General features: G+C 64.8%; 14 protein-coding genes. 12 read left to right on the top strand and 2 right to left on the bottom strand.

Annotation, left to right across the window (positions count from 1 at the left end; all coding sequences use genetic code 11):
* Positions 1–22 precede the first annotated feature (22 nt).
* From NK8_RS38825 to NK8_RS38850, 6 genes are read left to right on the top strand one after another with little or no spacing between them, the layout of a single operon-like run.
* The gene (locus NK8_RS38825; protein WP_162069539.1) at positions 23–1,249 is read left to right on the top strand and encodes an ABC transporter substrate-binding protein; all 1,227 of its coding nucleotides are present in this window, start codon (positions 23–25) and stop codon (positions 1,247–1,249) included.
* 12 nt (positions 1,250–1,261) lie between these two features.
* A complete protein-coding gene (locus tag NK8_RS38830; protein ID WP_162069725.1) occupies positions 1,262–1,951 on the top strand; it encodes a DUF2848 domain-containing protein in 690 nt (229 codons plus the stop codon).
* Between the two features lie 10 nt (positions 1,952–1,961).
* On the top strand, positions 1,962–2,732 hold the full coding sequence (locus tag NK8_RS38835) for an ABC transporter ATP-binding protein (RefSeq protein ID WP_213234452.1): 771 nt from the start codon (positions 1,962–1,964) through the stop codon (positions 2,730–2,732).
* Positions 2,713–3,477: an ABC transporter ATP-binding protein gene (locus NK8_RS38840; RefSeq protein WP_213234453.1), complete on the top strand. Its 765-nt coding sequence runs from the start codon at positions 2,713–2,715 to the stop codon at positions 3,475–3,477. The genes NK8_RS38835 and NK8_RS38840 overlap by 20 nt, the downstream gene beginning before the upstream one ends.
* Before the next feature lie 16 nt (positions 3,478–3,493).
* Positions 3,494–4,378, top strand: a complete 885-nt coding sequence (locus NK8_RS38845; protein WP_213234454.1) for a branched-chain amino acid ABC transporter permease — start codon at positions 3,494–3,496, stop codon at positions 4,376–4,378.
* An 8-nt stretch (positions 4,379–4,386) separates the two neighbouring features.
* Positions 4,387–5,403 carry a branched-chain amino acid ABC transporter permease gene (locus tag NK8_RS38850; protein WP_213234455.1) on the top strand — a complete coding sequence of 339 codons (1,017 nt, stop codon included), beginning with the start codon at positions 4,387–4,389 and terminating at the stop codon, positions 5,401–5,403.
* 115 nt (positions 5,404–5,518) lie between these two features.
* Here NK8_RS38850 and NK8_RS38855 read toward each other — a convergent pair whose 3' ends face one another.
* Positions 5,519–6,391 carry an NAD(P)-dependent oxidoreductase gene (locus tag NK8_RS38855; protein ID WP_213234456.1) on the bottom strand — a complete coding sequence of 291 codons (873 nt, stop codon included), beginning with the start codon at positions 6,389–6,391 and terminating at the stop codon, positions 5,519–5,521.
* Positions 6,392–6,431: 40 nt separating this feature from the next.
* Positions 6,432–7,760 carry an MFS transporter gene (locus NK8_RS38860; protein WP_162069545.1) on the bottom strand — a complete coding sequence of 443 codons (1,329 nt, stop codon included), beginning with the start codon at positions 7,758–7,760 and terminating at the stop codon, positions 6,432–6,434.
* 229 nt (positions 7,761–7,989) lie between these two features.
* Here NK8_RS38860 and NK8_RS38865 point away from each other — a divergent pair, with 229 nt between their 5' ends.
* The 6 genes from NK8_RS38865 (at position 7,990) to NK8_RS38890 (ending at position 14,761) form a co-directional block, all read left to right on the top strand.
* Complete coding sequence (locus tag NK8_RS38865) at positions 7,990–8,910, top strand: LysR family transcriptional regulator (RefSeq protein WP_061178007.1); 921 nt, start codon at positions 7,990–7,992, stop codon at positions 8,908–8,910.
* Positions 8,911–9,033: 123 nt separating this feature from the next.
* Positions 9,034–10,137 carry a tartrate dehydrogenase gene (locus NK8_RS38870; RefSeq protein WP_213234457.1) on the top strand — a complete coding sequence of 368 codons (1,104 nt, stop codon included), beginning with the start codon at positions 9,034–9,036 and terminating at the stop codon, positions 10,135–10,137.
* A 2-nt stretch (positions 10,138–10,139) separates the two neighbouring features.
* Positions 10,140–11,588: an aldehyde dehydrogenase family protein gene (locus tag NK8_RS38875; protein ID WP_162069547.1), complete on the top strand. Its 1,449-nt coding sequence runs from the start codon at positions 10,140–10,142 to the stop codon at positions 11,586–11,588.
* The gene (locus NK8_RS38880) at positions 11,588–12,421 is read left to right on the top strand and encodes a Rossmann-like and DUF2520 domain-containing protein (protein ID WP_213234458.1); all 834 of its coding nucleotides are present in this window, start codon (positions 11,588–11,590) and stop codon (positions 12,419–12,421) included. Before NK8_RS38875 ends, NK8_RS38880 begins: the two co-directional genes overlap by 1 nt.
* Entirely contained in the window at positions 12,418–13,593 is a 1,176-nt protein-coding gene (locus tag NK8_RS38885; protein WP_213234459.1) for an alpha-hydroxy acid oxidase, read from the top strand. The genes NK8_RS38880 and NK8_RS38885 overlap by 4 nt, the downstream gene beginning before the upstream one ends.
* Positions 13,594–13,705: 112 nt before the next feature.
* Complete coding sequence (locus tag NK8_RS38890) at positions 13,706–14,761, top strand: aromatic ring-hydroxylating dioxygenase subunit alpha (RefSeq protein ID WP_162069550.1); 1,056 nt, start codon at positions 13,706–13,708, stop codon at positions 14,759–14,761.
* Positions 14,762–14,780 lie beyond the last annotated feature (19 nt).

Below are 14,780 nucleotides of genomic sequence, written 5' to 3' on the forward strand. Positions count from 1 at the left end.
GAATATATATCAGGAGACTTCCATGTACAGACAACTCGCGTGCACCGCGGCGTGCGCCGCCGTCGCGATGACGGCGAACGCGGCCGGCATCAGCGACGGCGTGGTGAAGATCGGCGTGCTCACCGATATGTCGTCGATCTTTTCCGATATCGGCGGCAAAGGCTCGGTCGTGGCGGCGCAGATGGCCGTCGACGATTTCGGCGGCAAGGTGCTCGGCGCGCCGGTCAAGGTGATCAGCGCGGATCACCAGAACAAGACCGATGTCGCCGCGACCGTCGCGCGGGAATGGTTCGATAATCAGCAGGTCGACATGGTGCAGGACCTGTTGCCGTCGTCCGTCGCGCTTGCGGTGTCGAACGTGGCGAAGGAGAAACACAGGATCGCGATCGCAAGCGGCGCGGGCACGACGAAGCTCAGCAACGAGGCGTGTTCGCCATACACGATCCAGTATTCGTATGACACCTACGCGCTGACCACGAGCCTCGTCAAGGCGATGGCGCGCGCCGGCGATGACTCGTGGTACTTCCTGACCGTCGACTATGCGCTTGGCGCTTCGCTGAAGAGCGATTCCGCGGCGGCGTTGAACGCGACGGGCGGCAAGGTGCTCGGCGAGTCGAAGCATCCGATGCATGCCGCGGACCTGTCATCGAATCTGCTGCAGGCGCAGGCCTCGCACGCGAAGGTGATCGGCCTCGCCAACGCGGGCGCCGATACCGTCAACGCGATCAAGACCGCGCGTGAATTCGGCATCAACGCGCCGGGCAAGCAGAAGATCGCGGGCCTGCAGATGTTCATCAGCGATGTTCACAGTCTCGGCCTCAAGTCCGCGCAGGGCATGATGCTGACGACGCCGTTCTACTGGGACCGCGACGATGCGAGCCGCGCATGGTCGCAGCGCTTCTACGCGAAGACAGGCCGCATGCCGACCTTCATCCAGGCGGGCGTCTATTCATCGACGTTGCATTACCTGAAGGCCGTGCAGGCGAGCGGCACCGATGCCTCCGACGCCGTGCTCGCGCAGATGCGCAAGACGCCCGTCAACGACTTCTTCGCGACCAACGGCGTGATCCGCGCGGATGGGCTGATGGTGCACGACATGTACATCGCCGAGGTCAAGAGCCCGGAGCAATCGAAGAAGCCTTGGGATTACTACGCAATCAGGCAGACCATTTCGGCGCAGGACGCTTACGCGCCGCTCGGCGCGAGCCGATGCCCGCTGGTCGGCGGCAAAGTCGCTGCATCGAAATAAACGGAGCCAATGATGAAAGCCATCACATTCAACATCGAAACGCGCGACGGCAGTCTCGAGCGCGCCATTTCAATCGACACGCTCGTCATCGCGGGCTGGACCGGACGCGACACCGAAGCGATGGAGAAGCACATTCGCGAACTCGAAGAACTGGGCATCAAACGGCCCGCCTATACGCCGGTGTTTTATCGCGTGGCGGCCGATCGCCTCGGGCCGGCATCGACGATGCAGGTCTCGGGCGAGCAGAGCAGCGGCGAAGCGGAATTCGTGCTGCTGAAGGACGGCGGCGAAGTGTTTGTCGGCGTTGCTTCGGATCACACGGATCGGCAGGTCGAGGCTTATGGCATCACGGTGTCGAAGCAGATGTGCGACAAGCCGTGCTCAGGCACGCTCTGGCGCCTGAGCGACGTGGCGGATCACTGGGACGCGTTGCTGCTGCGTTCGTACGCGACGATCGACGGCGAGCGCGTGCTCTATCAGGACGGCAAGGTGACCGCGATGCGCTCGCCGCAGGACCTGCTCGACCAGTTCGCGCAACGCGGCGGCGAGTTCGCCGATGGAACCGCGATGCTCTGCGGGACGCTTGCCGCGATCGGCGGGATTCGCTCGGCGCAGCGCTTCGAGACCGTGCTCGAAGACCCGGTGCTCGGGCGCACGCTGCGGCACGCATATGCGATAGAGACGCTGCCGGTTATGGGCTGAGGAGAGCGCGATGACGCATGCAGACATGATTCTGGAGACGAAGGGTTTAACCAGGCAGTTCAACGGCTTCACGGCCGTCAAGGGCATCGATCTTCGCGTGCGGCGAGGCGCGATACACGCGCTGATCGGGCCGAACGGCGCGGGCAAGACCACGTGCTTCAACCTGCTGACGAAGTTCCTGACGCCGACTTCGGGCCAGATCTTTTTCGACGGCCGCGAGATCACGCGCGCGGCGCCCGCGGCGATCGCCCGCAAAGGCGTGATCCGCTCGTTCCAGATCTCGGCTGTGTTTCCTCATCTGACGCCCGTCGAGAACGTGACCATCGCTTTGCAGCGGCCGCTCGGCGTGTCGTTTCGTTTCTGGAAGAGCAGCGTGATGCTGACGCGCCTGCGGGAACGCGCACTCGATCTGCTCGGCGAGGTCGGCCTCGCCGCATACGCGGATGTGAAGACCGTCGAGTTGTCATACGGCCATAAGCGCGCACTCGAAATCGCCACGACACTCGCGATGGATCCCGTGCTGATGCTGCTCGACGAGCCGACGCAGGGCATGGGACACGAGGACGTCGATCGCGTGACTGCGCTCATCAAGAAGGTATCGAGCGGAAGGACGATCCTGATGGTCGAGCACAACATGAAGATGGTCTCGAGCATCGCGGACACGATCACGGTGCTTCAGCGCGGCGAGATTCTGGCGGAAGGCGATTACGCCGCCGTCTCCGCGAACCCGCAAGTGAAGGAAGCGTACATGGGGACCGAAAATGAATCGCTCGCACATTGAAGCGTCGGATGATGGCGGCATCGACACCGTGACGTGCGAGGACGCGTTGCGTGTCACGGGCCTCGAAGCGTGGTACGGCGAATCGCACATCCTGCATGGCGTGGACCTGCGTGCGGCACGCGGGGAAGTGGTCACGCTGCTGGGACGCAACGGCTCGGGCCGGAGCACGACGCTGAAGGCGATCATGGGCTTGACCGATCTTCGTAGCGGCTCGATCCGTATCGATGGCCGCGAGACGATCGGCCGCGAGCCGCAGCACGTCGCGCGCCTCGGCGTCGGCTATTGCCCGGAGGAGAGGGGCATCTTCGCAGGACTGTCGTGCGAGGAGAATCTGTTGCTGCCGCCGCGTCTGCCGAATGTCAAGCGCACGCCGATGCCGCTCGAAGAAATCTATGCGATGTTCCCGAATCTGGCCGAGCGTCGCACAAGCCAGGGCACGCGTCTGTCGGGCGGTGAGCAGCAGATGCTCGCGATCGCGCGCATTCTGCGCACCGGCGCCGACATCCTTCTGCTCGATGAAATCTCCGAAGGGCTCGCGCCGGTGATCGTGCAGACGCTCGCGCGCGTCATCAGGCTGCTGAAGTCGCGGGGCTTCACGATTCTGCTCGTCGAGCAAAACTTTCGCTTTGCTGCGCCGCTCGCCGATCGCTTCTACGTGATGGAGCACGGACGCATCGTCGATGCCTTCGAGGCGGCGCGTCTTCCCGAAAAAACGGCCACGCTGCAAGCGCTGCTCAATATCTGACCGGAGCGAAAACGTCATGGAAATCCTGGGTATGCCGCTTCAGGCGGCATCGGGCCAACTCGTGCTCGGACTGATGAACGGTTGCTTCTATGCCGTGCTGAGTCTCGGCCTGTCTCTCATCTTCGGCCTCTTGAATGTGATCAATTTCACGCACGGCGCGTTCTTCATGCTGGGCGCGCTGTTCGCATGGATGGGCACGAACTATTTCGGCTTAGATTACTGGCTGATGCTCGTCATCGCGCCGCTGTCGGTGGGCGCGGTCGGCGTGGCGGTCGAGCGTTCGATGCTGCGGCGTCTTTACAAGCTCGATCATCTTTACGGGCTGTTGCTCACGCTCGGCGTAACACTGATCTTCGAGGGACTGTCGCGTTCCGTCTACGGCGTCTCGGGTATGTCGTACGCCGCGCCCGACAGTCTGGCGCGCGCCGTCGATCTCGGCTTCATGATGCTTCCCGCGTATCGCGCATGGGTCGTCGTCGCATCGCTCGCCGTATGCGGGACGGCGTGGTGGGCGATCGAGCGCACGCAACTCGGCGCGCTGCTGCGCGCGGCGACCGAGAATCCGCGTCTCGTCGCTGCGTTCGGCGTCGACGTGCCGCGCATGGTCTCGCTGAGCTACGGCTTCGGCGTCGCCATCGCCGCGTTCGCGGGCGTGCTCGCGGCGCCAGTCATGCAGGTGTCGCCGCTGATGGGACAGAGCGTGATCATCACCGTGTTCGCGATCGTCGTGATCGGCGGGATGGGCTCGATCGCCGGATCGGTGCTGACGAGTCTCGCGCTCGGCGTCCTCGAAAGCCTGACGAAGCTGTTCTATCCAGAGGCGTCGGCGACGGTGGTGTTCGCCGTCATGGCGCTGGTTCTGCTCGTGCGTCCCGCCGGGCTGTTCGGTCAATCGAAATGAGGTGTCTCATGCATAACCGCTTCGCATTCGTCGTCGGCTTGGCCGTTCTCGCCGTCGCGCCATGGCTCGGCGCCTATCCGGTCTTCATGATGAAGCTCATGTGCTTCGCGTTGTTCGCCACGTCGCTGAACCTGCTGCTCGGCTATGTCGGCCTGCTGTCGTTCGGTCATGCGGCGTTCTTCGGCGTCGCGGCCTACGTCGCGGGCAACGCATTGCGCGATCACGGCGTGCCGCCCGAAGGCGCGTTGCTGCTCGGTGCGGTCGTCGGGGCCGCGCTCGGCCTGGTGATGGGTCTGCTTGCGATTCGGCGCAAGGGCATCTACTTCGCGATGGCCACGCTCGCGCTCGCGCAGATGATCTATTTCTTCTGCGTTCAGGCGCCGTTCACGGGCGGCGAGGACGGCATGCAGGGTGTGCCGCGCGGGCGCCTGTTCGGCGTGCTTCCGCTCGACGACGACCTGACGCTCTACTACGTCGTGCTCGCCATCGGTGCGATGGCGTTCGCGTTCATCGGCCGCGTGATCGACTCGCCGTTTGGCCGGATCCTCGGCGCGCTGAAGGAGAACGAGGCGCGCACGATGTCGCTCGGCTACGACGTCGATCGTTTCAAGCTGCTGGCGTTCGTCATATCGGCTGCATGTGCGGGTCTCGCGGGCGCGATGAAGACGCTCGTGCTCGGCTTCGCCACGCTGTCCGACGTGCACTGGACCATGTCGGGCACCGTGATCCTCATGACCCTGCTGGGCGGTCTCGGCACGCGGCTGGGTCCGGCGCTCGGCGCGGTGATCGTCGTCGGGCTCGAAACGAGGCTCGCCGCGTTCGGCACGTGGCTCGCGGAATTCACGCGCATCGCGTGGTTTCAGGGGCTGGGTGAATCGGTCGGCATCGTGACCGGGGTGATGTTCGTCGCCTGCGTGCTGCTGTTCCGGCGCGGGATCGTCGGGGAGATTGCGCAGTGGCTCGGCCGTCGGGAGCGGACTCGAGCGCGTCTTTCCGGACACATGATGCAGAGCGACGCCAGATGAGCTCGGAGGGCGGAGTCACACGGACATTCGAGCGCCGCGTTTGGCGAACAGCGGCCATCCGGTTAGCGCGGTGCCTCGCCTATGCGATAGATTCGACGTACCGCGCCATTGCGCTTCAAGACCCCAGCAACTGCGCCAACTCCAGCAACGTCCGATGTGCCCCCCCTCGCTCGACCGCATCCGCATAGATCCCTCGCACGGCGCTAGCGATCGCATCGACCGCATCGGTATCACCGGCCATCGTCACGTAATAGCCGAGATCCTTCAGGGCGTTCGACATATGAAACGGCATGCCCGACGGATCGCCGTCCACGAGCGCAGGCCTTAGCCGCTCCAGCGCCGCGCCGCCGCCACCGCCTTTCGCGAGCACGTCGACGAAAGTCTGCGCATCGACGCCCGCGCGCTTCGCGCACGCGGCCGCCTCGGAGATCAGCGCGATCGTCCCGAGCGACACGAAGTTGTGCAGCAGCTTCATGCTGTGTCCCGCGCCGAGGCCGCCGACGAGCGTCACGTTTTCCGCATACGTGCGCAACAACGGCTCGATGCGCGCGAACAATTCGGCTGAAGCGCCGACCAGCAGATTCAGCCGCCCTTCATGCGCCTCCTTTGCGGTACGCGTCATCGGCGCATCGACGAAAAGTCCGCCCGCTTCCTCGACGAGCGCCGCCATGCGCGCAGTCGATGCGGGCACGGCCGTCGAGCAGTCGATCACGATGGTTCCAGGCTGCAACCCCGCGAGCACGCCATCGGGCGCGGTCAATACCGCTTCGACTTCCGGCGAGCCCGTCACGCACAGAATGACGATGTCCGATTCACGCGCAAGCGCCTCGCCATTCGTGACGGTCTTCACGCCGCCCGCACGCAGTTCGTCGAGCGGCTGATTGCCGGGATGCTCGACCACCGTCAGCGGATAACCATGCTTCATCACATTGCGTGCGATGCCGTGCCCCATCAGTCCGATACCGATCATGCCGATTCGCTGCTTCATGCTGTGTCTCTTCGTGTCGTCGTATTGGTTCAAGAAAGGCTCAGCGGTTCACGAGCCGCTTCGGCAGCAACATCGTCAGAACGATGCCGAGCGCGAGGCAGCCGACCATCGAGAAGATCGGCAGCGTCATGCCGCCCGACGCCTGCTTCAGAAAGCCGACCACGTATGGGCCGAAGAAGCCGCCGAGATTGCCGAACGCGCTGATCCATGCGATGCCGACCGCCGCCGCGGCCTGGCCGAGCACGGCCGTCGGCATGCTCCAGAAGAGCGGCGGAAACGACAGCAATCCCGCATTGGCGATGCACAGCGCGATCATGCCGAGCCACAGATTGTCATGCCAGAGCACGGACAGCGACAAGCCGACCGCGCCCATCAGCAGCAGCGCCGCGACGTGCAAGCGCCGCTCGCCGCGCCGGTCCGCGCTGCGGCCGAACATCACCATCACGATGACCGCGACCGCGTTGGGCAGCGCCGCGAGCGCGCCGATCGCGAAGTCGCCGGAGATGCCCATCGACTTGATCATCGTCGGGGCCCAGAAGGTGTAGCCGTAGATGCCGAACACATCGAGAAAATAGATCAGGCAGAACGCCCACACGAGCGCGCTCGAAAAGAGGCCCTTGTGATTCGATTCGGCCGTCACCGCGCGATCCTCGGCGAGCACGCGGGACAGGAACGCGCGATCTGCTTCGCTGTAGCGCGGGCTTTTCGTGACGTCGTCGTCAAGTCCTCTCCAGGTGTAGACCGCCGCGAGAAACGCGGGCAACGCCTCGACGATGAAGATCCACTTCCAGCCGGGCAACTGCATGAGGCCGTCGAAGTACTGCATGATGAAGCCGGTCAACGGCGAGCCGATCAGACCCGCGAGCGCGAGCGCCGCATAGAACATGCTGAGGATGCGCGCGCGCCGGTTGCGCGGAAACGACTGGCCGATATAAAAGACGATCGCCGGAATGAAACCCGCCTCCGCGACGCCGAGCAGGCAGCGCATCACGTAGAACTGCATCGGCGTGGAGACGAAGGCCGTCAAGCCGGAGACGATGCCCCACGACAGAATGATGCGCGTGATCCATCTGCGCGCGCCGACGCGTTGCAGGATCATGTTGCTCGGCACTTCGAAAACCACATAGCCGAGAAAGAAGATGCCCGCGCCGAAGCCGAATACGGCATCGGAAAAGCCGAGTTGCTGCGCCATCTGCAGCTTGGCGAAGCTCACGTTCACGCGGTCGATATACGACGTGATGTACGCGAACATCAGAATCGGCAGGATCTGCAACGCCAGGCGGCGGAAGATCCGGTCCTCCGTCGCGGCGTCGTGTGACGGGGCGGGCGATGCCGCGCCTTGGGGCATGCTGGTCGCATCGATTTCCACGTCTGTCTCCGTATATGTTTTTTGCGTACCGACTCGCGCAGGACGCGGCGGGACAGAGGAAATGTAGCGGCTGCTGAGCGCGAGAGATATGCGAAATCGCTGAAGCGGGCTTTCGAATAGTTCGAACACGCGCGTCGCGACGTCAGGGTTTTCCAGTATCCCGCCGCGACGCGCCGATCGCGCCCGGATGCCATACTGCGCGGCATGATCTTTTACGGAGCGTCCGGTTTTGTTCGATCTCACGTCGCTGGCTCTTTTTCTGCGCGCAGTCGAAATGGGCAGTCTTTCCAAGGCGGCGCAGCAATCGCATATGTCGCTGTCGACGGCGAGCCGGCGCATCGCGCTGCTCGAACATCACTTCCGCGTCGGCTTGCTGAACCGCACGTCGGCGGGCGTCGAGCCCACGCCAGCGGGCGAGGCGCTCGCGCGTCATGCCACCGAACTGCTGCTCAAGACCGATGCCATCTACAGCGAACTCTCCGATTACACGAAAGGCTCGGTTGGCCGCGTACGCATTTTCGCCAATATCTCCGCGATCAGTCAGGACTTGCCCGATCATCTGCGCGCGTTCTCGCAGCGCTATCAGGACATCAAGCTGCATATCAGCGAATTGCGCAGCATGGACATTCTTCAGGCGTTGCGCGAGGGGCGCGCGGATGTCGGCGTGGTGACTTCGCAGGTCGGCATGGAGGGCATTCGCCTCGCGCCGTATTGCGCGGATCGCATCAGCGTCGTCGTGCCGGAAGATCACGTGTTGCAGGGCGAGCAGATCGAGTTCGCGGCGCTGCTCGAACACGATATCGTCGGGCTCGACGATAAAGCCGAAGTCACCCGCATGCTCGTCAAGGAAGCCGCGCTCGCGGGGCGCACCATCCGCTTTCGCGTGCAGGTGCAAAGCTTCGAGGCGATGTGCAGGCTGATCGCGGCCGGGCAGGGCATCGGCGTGTTGCCCGAAGGCGCGGTGCGGCTCTTTCGGGAGCCGATGCATCTGCGCTTCATCCGCCTGACCAATCCGTGGGCCGAGCGCGTGATGTCGGTCGGGATTCGCGCCGGCGCGGCGCCCTTGCCCGCGCGCAAGCTATTCGATTTTCTGAGCGCCTTCGCGCCCGCATCGCTCGTCGCGCCGGGCGGCGAACGCTCCGCCGGCTGAACCCCTTGCGGATATTCGAAGACTCCTGTTCCCGGATTCGCACTTCCGCCGCGCCAACGCGTCGGCTAGATTTCCCTCCTGTATGACGGGCAGTCCACGTCGAATAACAGGAGACACAGCGCAATGGCAACAACGCATCACATCGCCGTCATTCCGGGCGACGGCATCGGCAAGGAAGTCATGGTCGAAGGCCTGCGCGTGCTGAAGGCCGCCGCCGCGCGCTACGACATCGCGCTCGATTTCGACGAATTCGCATCATGGTGCACCGAGCACTACGTGCAGCACGGCACGATGATGCCCGCCGACTGGGACAGGCAGATCGGCAAGCACGATGCGATCTTCTTCGGCGCGGTCGGCACGCCCGACGTCGTGCCGGACCACACGGCCGTGTGGGAATCGATCATCAGGATTCGCCGCGACTTCGATCAGTACGTGAACCTGCGCCCGGTGCGCCTGATGCCCGGCGTGCCGTCGCCACTCGCGCACCGCAAGCCCGGCGACATCGACTTTCTGGTCGTGCGCGAGAACACCGAAGGCGAATATTCGTCGGTCGGTGGACGCATGTTCGAAGGCACCGAGCGCGAGTTCGCGACGCAACAGTCGGTGTTCACGCGCACGGGCGTCGACCGCATTCTCGACTTCGCGTTCCAGCTCGCGCAGAGCCGCCCGAGGAAGCAGCTGACCGCCGCGACCAAATCGAACGGCATCTCGATCACCATGCCGTACTGGGACGAACGGCTCGCGGAAGCCGCAAAGCGTTATCCGGACATCGAGACGCGCAAGTTTCACATCGACATTCTGTGCGCGCATTTCGTGCAGCATCCGGACCGTTTCGATGTCGTGGTCGCGTCCAATCTCTTCGGCGACATTCTTTCGGACCTCGGTCCCGCATGCACCGGTACCATCGGCATCGCGCCTTCGGCGAACCTGAATCCGGAGCGGCGCTTTCCGTCGCTCTTCGAGCCGGTGCACGGCTCGGCGCCGGATATCGCGGGCAAGGGCATCGCCAATCCGATCGGGCAGATCTGGTCGGCGGCGCTGATGCTGCAGCATCTCGGCCGTGGCGAGGCGCGCTACGAAGCGGCGGCGAAGACCATCGTCGCAGCCATCGAAAGCGTGCTCGAAAGCGGCCCGCGCACGCCGGACATGGGCGGCACGGCGAACACCATCGAAGTCGGCACGGCGATCGCCGCGGCCGTCACGGAACACGCACTGATCACGGAGTAAGCATGGAATATCGTCACTTCATCGGGAACGCCTGGCGCGCGGGCGATAACGGAGAGTCGCTCGATGTCATCGACCCGAGCACGGGCGAACCGTTCGCGGCGATCGCGCGCGGCAATGCCGCTGATATCGATGTCGCGGTGAGCGCCGCGCGCAACGCGATGGGCGAAGCGCTCGACGGCCCGTGGGCGAAGCTCTCGCCGGTCGAGCGCGCAAACCTGCTGTTCGCGTATGCCGCCGCGGTGCTGGAGAACGCCGACGAACTCGCGCAACTCGAAGCGCGCGACACCGGCAAGGCGCTCAAGACCGCGCGCACCGATGCCGCCGTGCTCGCGCGCTATCTACAGTACTACGCGGGTTGCGTCGACAAGCTGCATGGCGAGACGCTGCCCTATACGACCGGCTTCACCGTGCTGACGGTGCGCGAGCCGATCGGCGTGACGGGGCACATCATTCCGTGGAATTACCCGATGCAGATTTACGGGCGCAGCGTCGGCGCATCGCTCGCAGCGGGCAATGCCTGCGTCGTGAAGCCCGCCGAGGACGCGAGCCTGTCGATCCTGCGCCTCGCGGAAATCGCCGCCGATATCGGCTTTCCGGCGGGCGCGATCAACGTCGTCACGGGTCTGGGCAGCGAGGCGGGCGCGGCGTTGTCGGCGAACGAAGGCATCGGCCATATCTCGTTTACCGGCTCGACCGCGACGGGCGCGCTGGTCGGACGCACGGCGGCGGAACGCCATTGCCCGAGCGTGCTCGAACTCGGCGGCAAGTCGCCGCAACTCGTATTCGACGATGCCGATCTCGACGAAGCCTTGCCCGTCATTCTCAACGCCATCATTCAGAACGCCGGACAGACTTGTTCGGCGGGCAGCCGTCTGCTGGTTCAGCGCGGCATCTACGAAACCGTGATCGAGCGTCTGACGCAACGTTTCGAAGCGCTGCGCTCCGGCCCGCCCGCGATGGACCTCGATACGGGACCGCTCGTCAACGCGAAGCAGCAGGCGCGCGTGCGCAGCATGGTCGAGCAGGCGGAAGGCGAAGGCATTCGCGTGGCGGCGCGCGGGAAGATCGCGGTGGAAGCGTCGCGCAACGGCTTCTTCCACGAAGCGGTCCTGTTCCGCGACGTGCCGCCGCAAAGCCGCATCGCGCAGGAAGAAGTGTTCGGGCCGGTGCTCGCGGTGATGCCTTTCGATGACGAAGCCGAAGCGGTGAAGCTCGCCAACGGCACGAATTACGGCCTCGTCGCGGGCGTGTGGACGCGCGATGGTTCGCGCGGCCTGCGTCTCGCGCGCAAGCTGCAGGCGGGTCAGGTCTTCGTGAACAACTACGGCGCGGGCGGCGGCGTCGAGTTGCCGTTCGGCGGCGTGAAGGCGAGCGGGCATGGACGCGAGAAGGGCTTCGAAGCGCTGTATGGCTTCACGAGCCTGAAGACCATCGCGATCAGGCACGGCTGATGGCGACGCTCAACATCATCGGCGCGGGGCGCGTCGGTGCGACGCTCGGCAATCTGATCGTCGCGAATCGCGTGCTCGCTATCGGCGATGTATGCGACAGCGATATCGCCCATGCGCGTGATGCGGTCGATTTCATCGGCGCGGGCCGCGCGCTCGACGATATCGCGGCGATGCAACCGGCCGATATCTGGCTGCTGTCCGTGCCCGACATGCGTATCGCGGACGTGGCGCAGACGCTCGCGCGGCATCGCAAGGACGACGCGCCATCGATTGCCGTGCATTGCAGCGGCGCGCTCGATACCGATACGCTCGCGCCCTTGCGCGCGATCGGCTGGAACGTCGCGAGCGCGCATCCGATGCTGAGCTTCGCCAATCCCGGCACGGCCGTGTTCCAGTTCGAAGGCACGCCGGTCGGACTCGAAGGCGACCGCGCCGCGCGTGCCGCGTGGAGCGAGATTCTCGCGGCCATCGGCGCGCGCTGCTTCGATATCGAACCGGGCAGCAAGGCGCTGTATCACGCGGCGGCGGTCGTCGCGTCGAACTTTCTGCCGATACTCGCGGCGATGTCCGTCGAGATGTGGCAGGCCGCGGGCATTCCGCAACCGCTCATCGAAGACATGATGCATACGTTGTCGCGCAACGCGGCAGCGAACATTGTCGCGCTCGGGCCAAAGGATGCGCTGACCGGCCCCGCCGCGCGTGGCGACCGCGCGGTGGTCGAAGCGCAATCGCAGGCGATCGGCGAATGGGACACGGTATCGCGCGAAGCCTACGACGCGCTCTCGACGCTCGCCACGCGGCTCGCACGCACCGGCAAAGTACGCGACGCATGACGCTCTCGCTCGATCGCGCGCTGTCGATCGCCGATCTGCGCGAGCTTGCGCGTCGCGCGTTGCCGCGCTTCGTGTTCGAGTTCATCGACGGCGGCGCGGAAGACGACATCACGCTCGCGGCGAATCGCGCGGCGTTCGAGCGCGTCGCGCTGGTGCCGCGCGTGCTCAACGATGTCTCCGCGCCCGATCTTTCGACCTCAATATTAGGCATACGAAGCAATGCGCCATTGCTGATCGCGCCGATGGGTTCTTGCACGCTTGCGCGTCCCGGCGCGGATCTGTCGATCGCGAAAGCCGCCGCTGCACGCGGCATTCCCTACGTGCAATCGACGATGTCCACGACCGCGCTCGAAACCATCGCGCGCCATGTCGATGGCCGTTTGTGGTTCCAGCTCTATACGCTGAAGGACCGCGACTTCATGCGCAAGCTGATCGAGCGCGTGCGCGGCGCGGACTTCGAGGCGCTCGTCGTCACGGTCGATCTGGCTGTCGGCGGCAAGCGCGAGCGCGATCTGCGCAACGGCATCGCGATTCCGTTGAAGCTGCGAGCGTCGCATGTCGCCGACGCGCTGTGTCATCCCCGCTGGACGATGCGCTACGCGCGCAACGGTTCGCCGCAATTCGAGAATGTGCGCGACCTCGATTCCGGCGAAGGCGCGGGACTCACGATCGCGCATAAAGTCGGCACGATGCTCGACGCCGCGTTTTCCTTTGACGATCTCGCACGTCTGCGCGATCAATGGGGCAAGCACATCGTCGTCAAAGGCGTGCAGCACCCCGCCGATGCGGCGCGGCTCGCATCGCTCGGCATCGACGCGCTCTGGATTTCGAATCACGGCGGGCGTCAGCTCGACGGCGCACAGTCGAGTCTCGAATCACTGCATGCGGTGCGTCGCGCGCTCGGTTCCGGCGTGGAGCTGATCATCGATTCGGGCGTGCGGCGCGGCGTGGATATCGTCAAGGCGGTGGCGCTCGGCGCGCATGCCGTGGCGATCGGGCGGCCCGCGCTGTTCGGCGCGGCCGTGGGCGGCGATGAAGGCGCGCTGCGCGCCGTCGATATCCTGCTCGACGAAGCGAAACGCGCGATGGTGCTATGCGGCACGCCGACCGTCGATGCGATTCGCGCCGGCGACGTGATCGCGTCGTCGCGTCCCATTGCCTTCGAAACATAGACTCAATGTCGCCCGAGGGATTGGGCGACACGCCGCACGCCGATATCGTTGTCTCCACGCGGTCGCATCGGGCAAGACCGCTTCAAGATCCAGCAGACTGGAGACAACCGACATGGCGACCCCCACAGTCGCGCCGCTCACGTTTCAGCGCGCACCCAACCTTCCTCGCAACTGCACGTTCGATCAGCACGATTGGGAAATCCTGAGCCAGTACTGGCATCCCGTCGCGTTCGCATCGGATATCGCGGACAAGCCGTTCAGAACGCAACTGCTCGATGAATCGCTCGTAGTGTTCCGCTCGCACGGCGCGCTCGTGGCCGCACGCGACGTGTGCCCGCATCGCGGCGCGCCCTTGAGTCAGGGCTGGGTCGAGAACGGCAACCTCGTGTGCCCGTATCACGGCCTTTCGTACGGCGCCGACGGCAAGTGCAATCACATCCCGTCGCAGGAAGGCGGGCCGATTCCCGATCGCCTGTGCCTGACGACCTACGCCGCGCAAGAAGCCTACGGTCTCGTCTGGGTTTCGCTCGGCGGCGGCGCGCAACCGCTGCCGGACTTTCCCGCTTGGAATACCGAAGGCTTCCAGCAGATCCTGCCGCCTTCCATCGACATCAAGGCATCGGCGGGACGTCAGACCGAAGGCTTCATCGATGTCGCGCACTTCGCTTGGATTCATCACCACAGCTTCGCGGACCGGGGCAATCCCGTCGTGCCGAGCTATACGGTCGAACGGAGCGGCAACGGCATGCGCGCGGAGTACGTCAGCACGGTGAGCAACTTCCCGAAGTCGATGCAGCATCGCGCGCCCGACGGCTTTCTGTGGCGGCGTGTGTTCGAAGTCGATGTGCCGTTCTTCGCGCGTCTCACCGTGCAGTTTCCCGAAGGCGGACGTCTCGCGATCCTCAACGCGGCAAGCCCGGTTTCCGCGCGCCTCACGCGCCTGTTCGTGCCGATCGCGCGCAACTTCGACAAGGACCTGCCGCTCGACGATGTCTACGCGTTCAACCGGCAGGTGTTCGAAGAAGACCGCGCGATCGTCGAGCTGCAATGCCCCGAAGACTTGCCGATCGATCGTGCCGCCGAAGCGCCGATCCTCGCCGATCGCTCGTCGGGTGCGTATCGCCGCGCGCTTGCCGAGATCGGGCTGGGCCAGCATTACGTCCGCTGAAACGCATACGGAGCACATC

The sequence above is a fragment of the Caballeronia sp. NK8 genome, assembly GCF_018408855.1.
In the GTDB taxonomy this organism is placed as follows: domain Bacteria; phylum Pseudomonadota; class Gammaproteobacteria; order Burkholderiales; family Burkholderiaceae; genus Caballeronia.

Bases quoted from the DNA above. Each gene is read 5' to 3' on its own strand.
- NK8_RS38825 (WP_162069539.1), top strand. From the start codon at position 23: ATGTACAGACAACTCGCGTGCACCGCGGCGTGCGCCGCCGTCGCGATG.
- NK8_RS38830 (WP_162069725.1), top strand. From the start codon at position 1,262: ATGAAAGCCATCACATTCAACATCGAAACGCGCGACGGCAGTCTCGAG.
- NK8_RS38835 (WP_213234452.1), top strand. From the start codon at position 1,962: ATGACGCATGCAGACATGATTCTGGAGACGAAGGGTTTAACCAGGCAG.
- NK8_RS38840 (WP_213234453.1), top strand. From the start codon at position 2,713: ATGAATCGCTCGCACATTGAAGCGTCGGATGATGGCGGCATCGACACC.
- NK8_RS38845 (WP_213234454.1), top strand. From the start codon at position 3,494: ATGGAAATCCTGGGTATGCCGCTTCAGGCGGCATCGGGCCAACTCGTG.
- NK8_RS38850 (WP_213234455.1), top strand. From the start codon at position 4,387: ATGCATAACCGCTTCGCATTCGTCGTCGGCTTGGCCGTTCTCGCCGTC.
- NK8_RS38855 (WP_213234456.1), bottom strand. From the start codon at position 6,391: ATGAAGCAGCGAATCGGCATGATCGGTATCGGACTGATGGGGCACGGC.
- NK8_RS38870 (WP_213234457.1), top strand. From the start codon at position 9,034: ATGGCAACAACGCATCACATCGCCGTCATTCCGGGCGACGGCATCGGC.
- NK8_RS38875 (WP_162069547.1), top strand. From the start codon at position 10,140: ATGGAATATCGTCACTTCATCGGGAACGCCTGGCGCGCGGGCGATAAC.
- NK8_RS38880 (WP_213234458.1), top strand. From the start codon at position 11,588: ATGGCGACGCTCAACATCATCGGCGCGGGGCGCGTCGGTGCGACGCTC.
- NK8_RS38885 (WP_213234459.1), top strand. From the start codon at position 12,418: ATGACGCTCTCGCTCGATCGCGCGCTGTCGATCGCCGATCTGCGCGAG.
- NK8_RS38890 (WP_162069550.1), top strand. From the start codon at position 13,706: ATGGCGACCCCCACAGTCGCGCCGCTCACGTTTCAGCGCGCACCCAAC.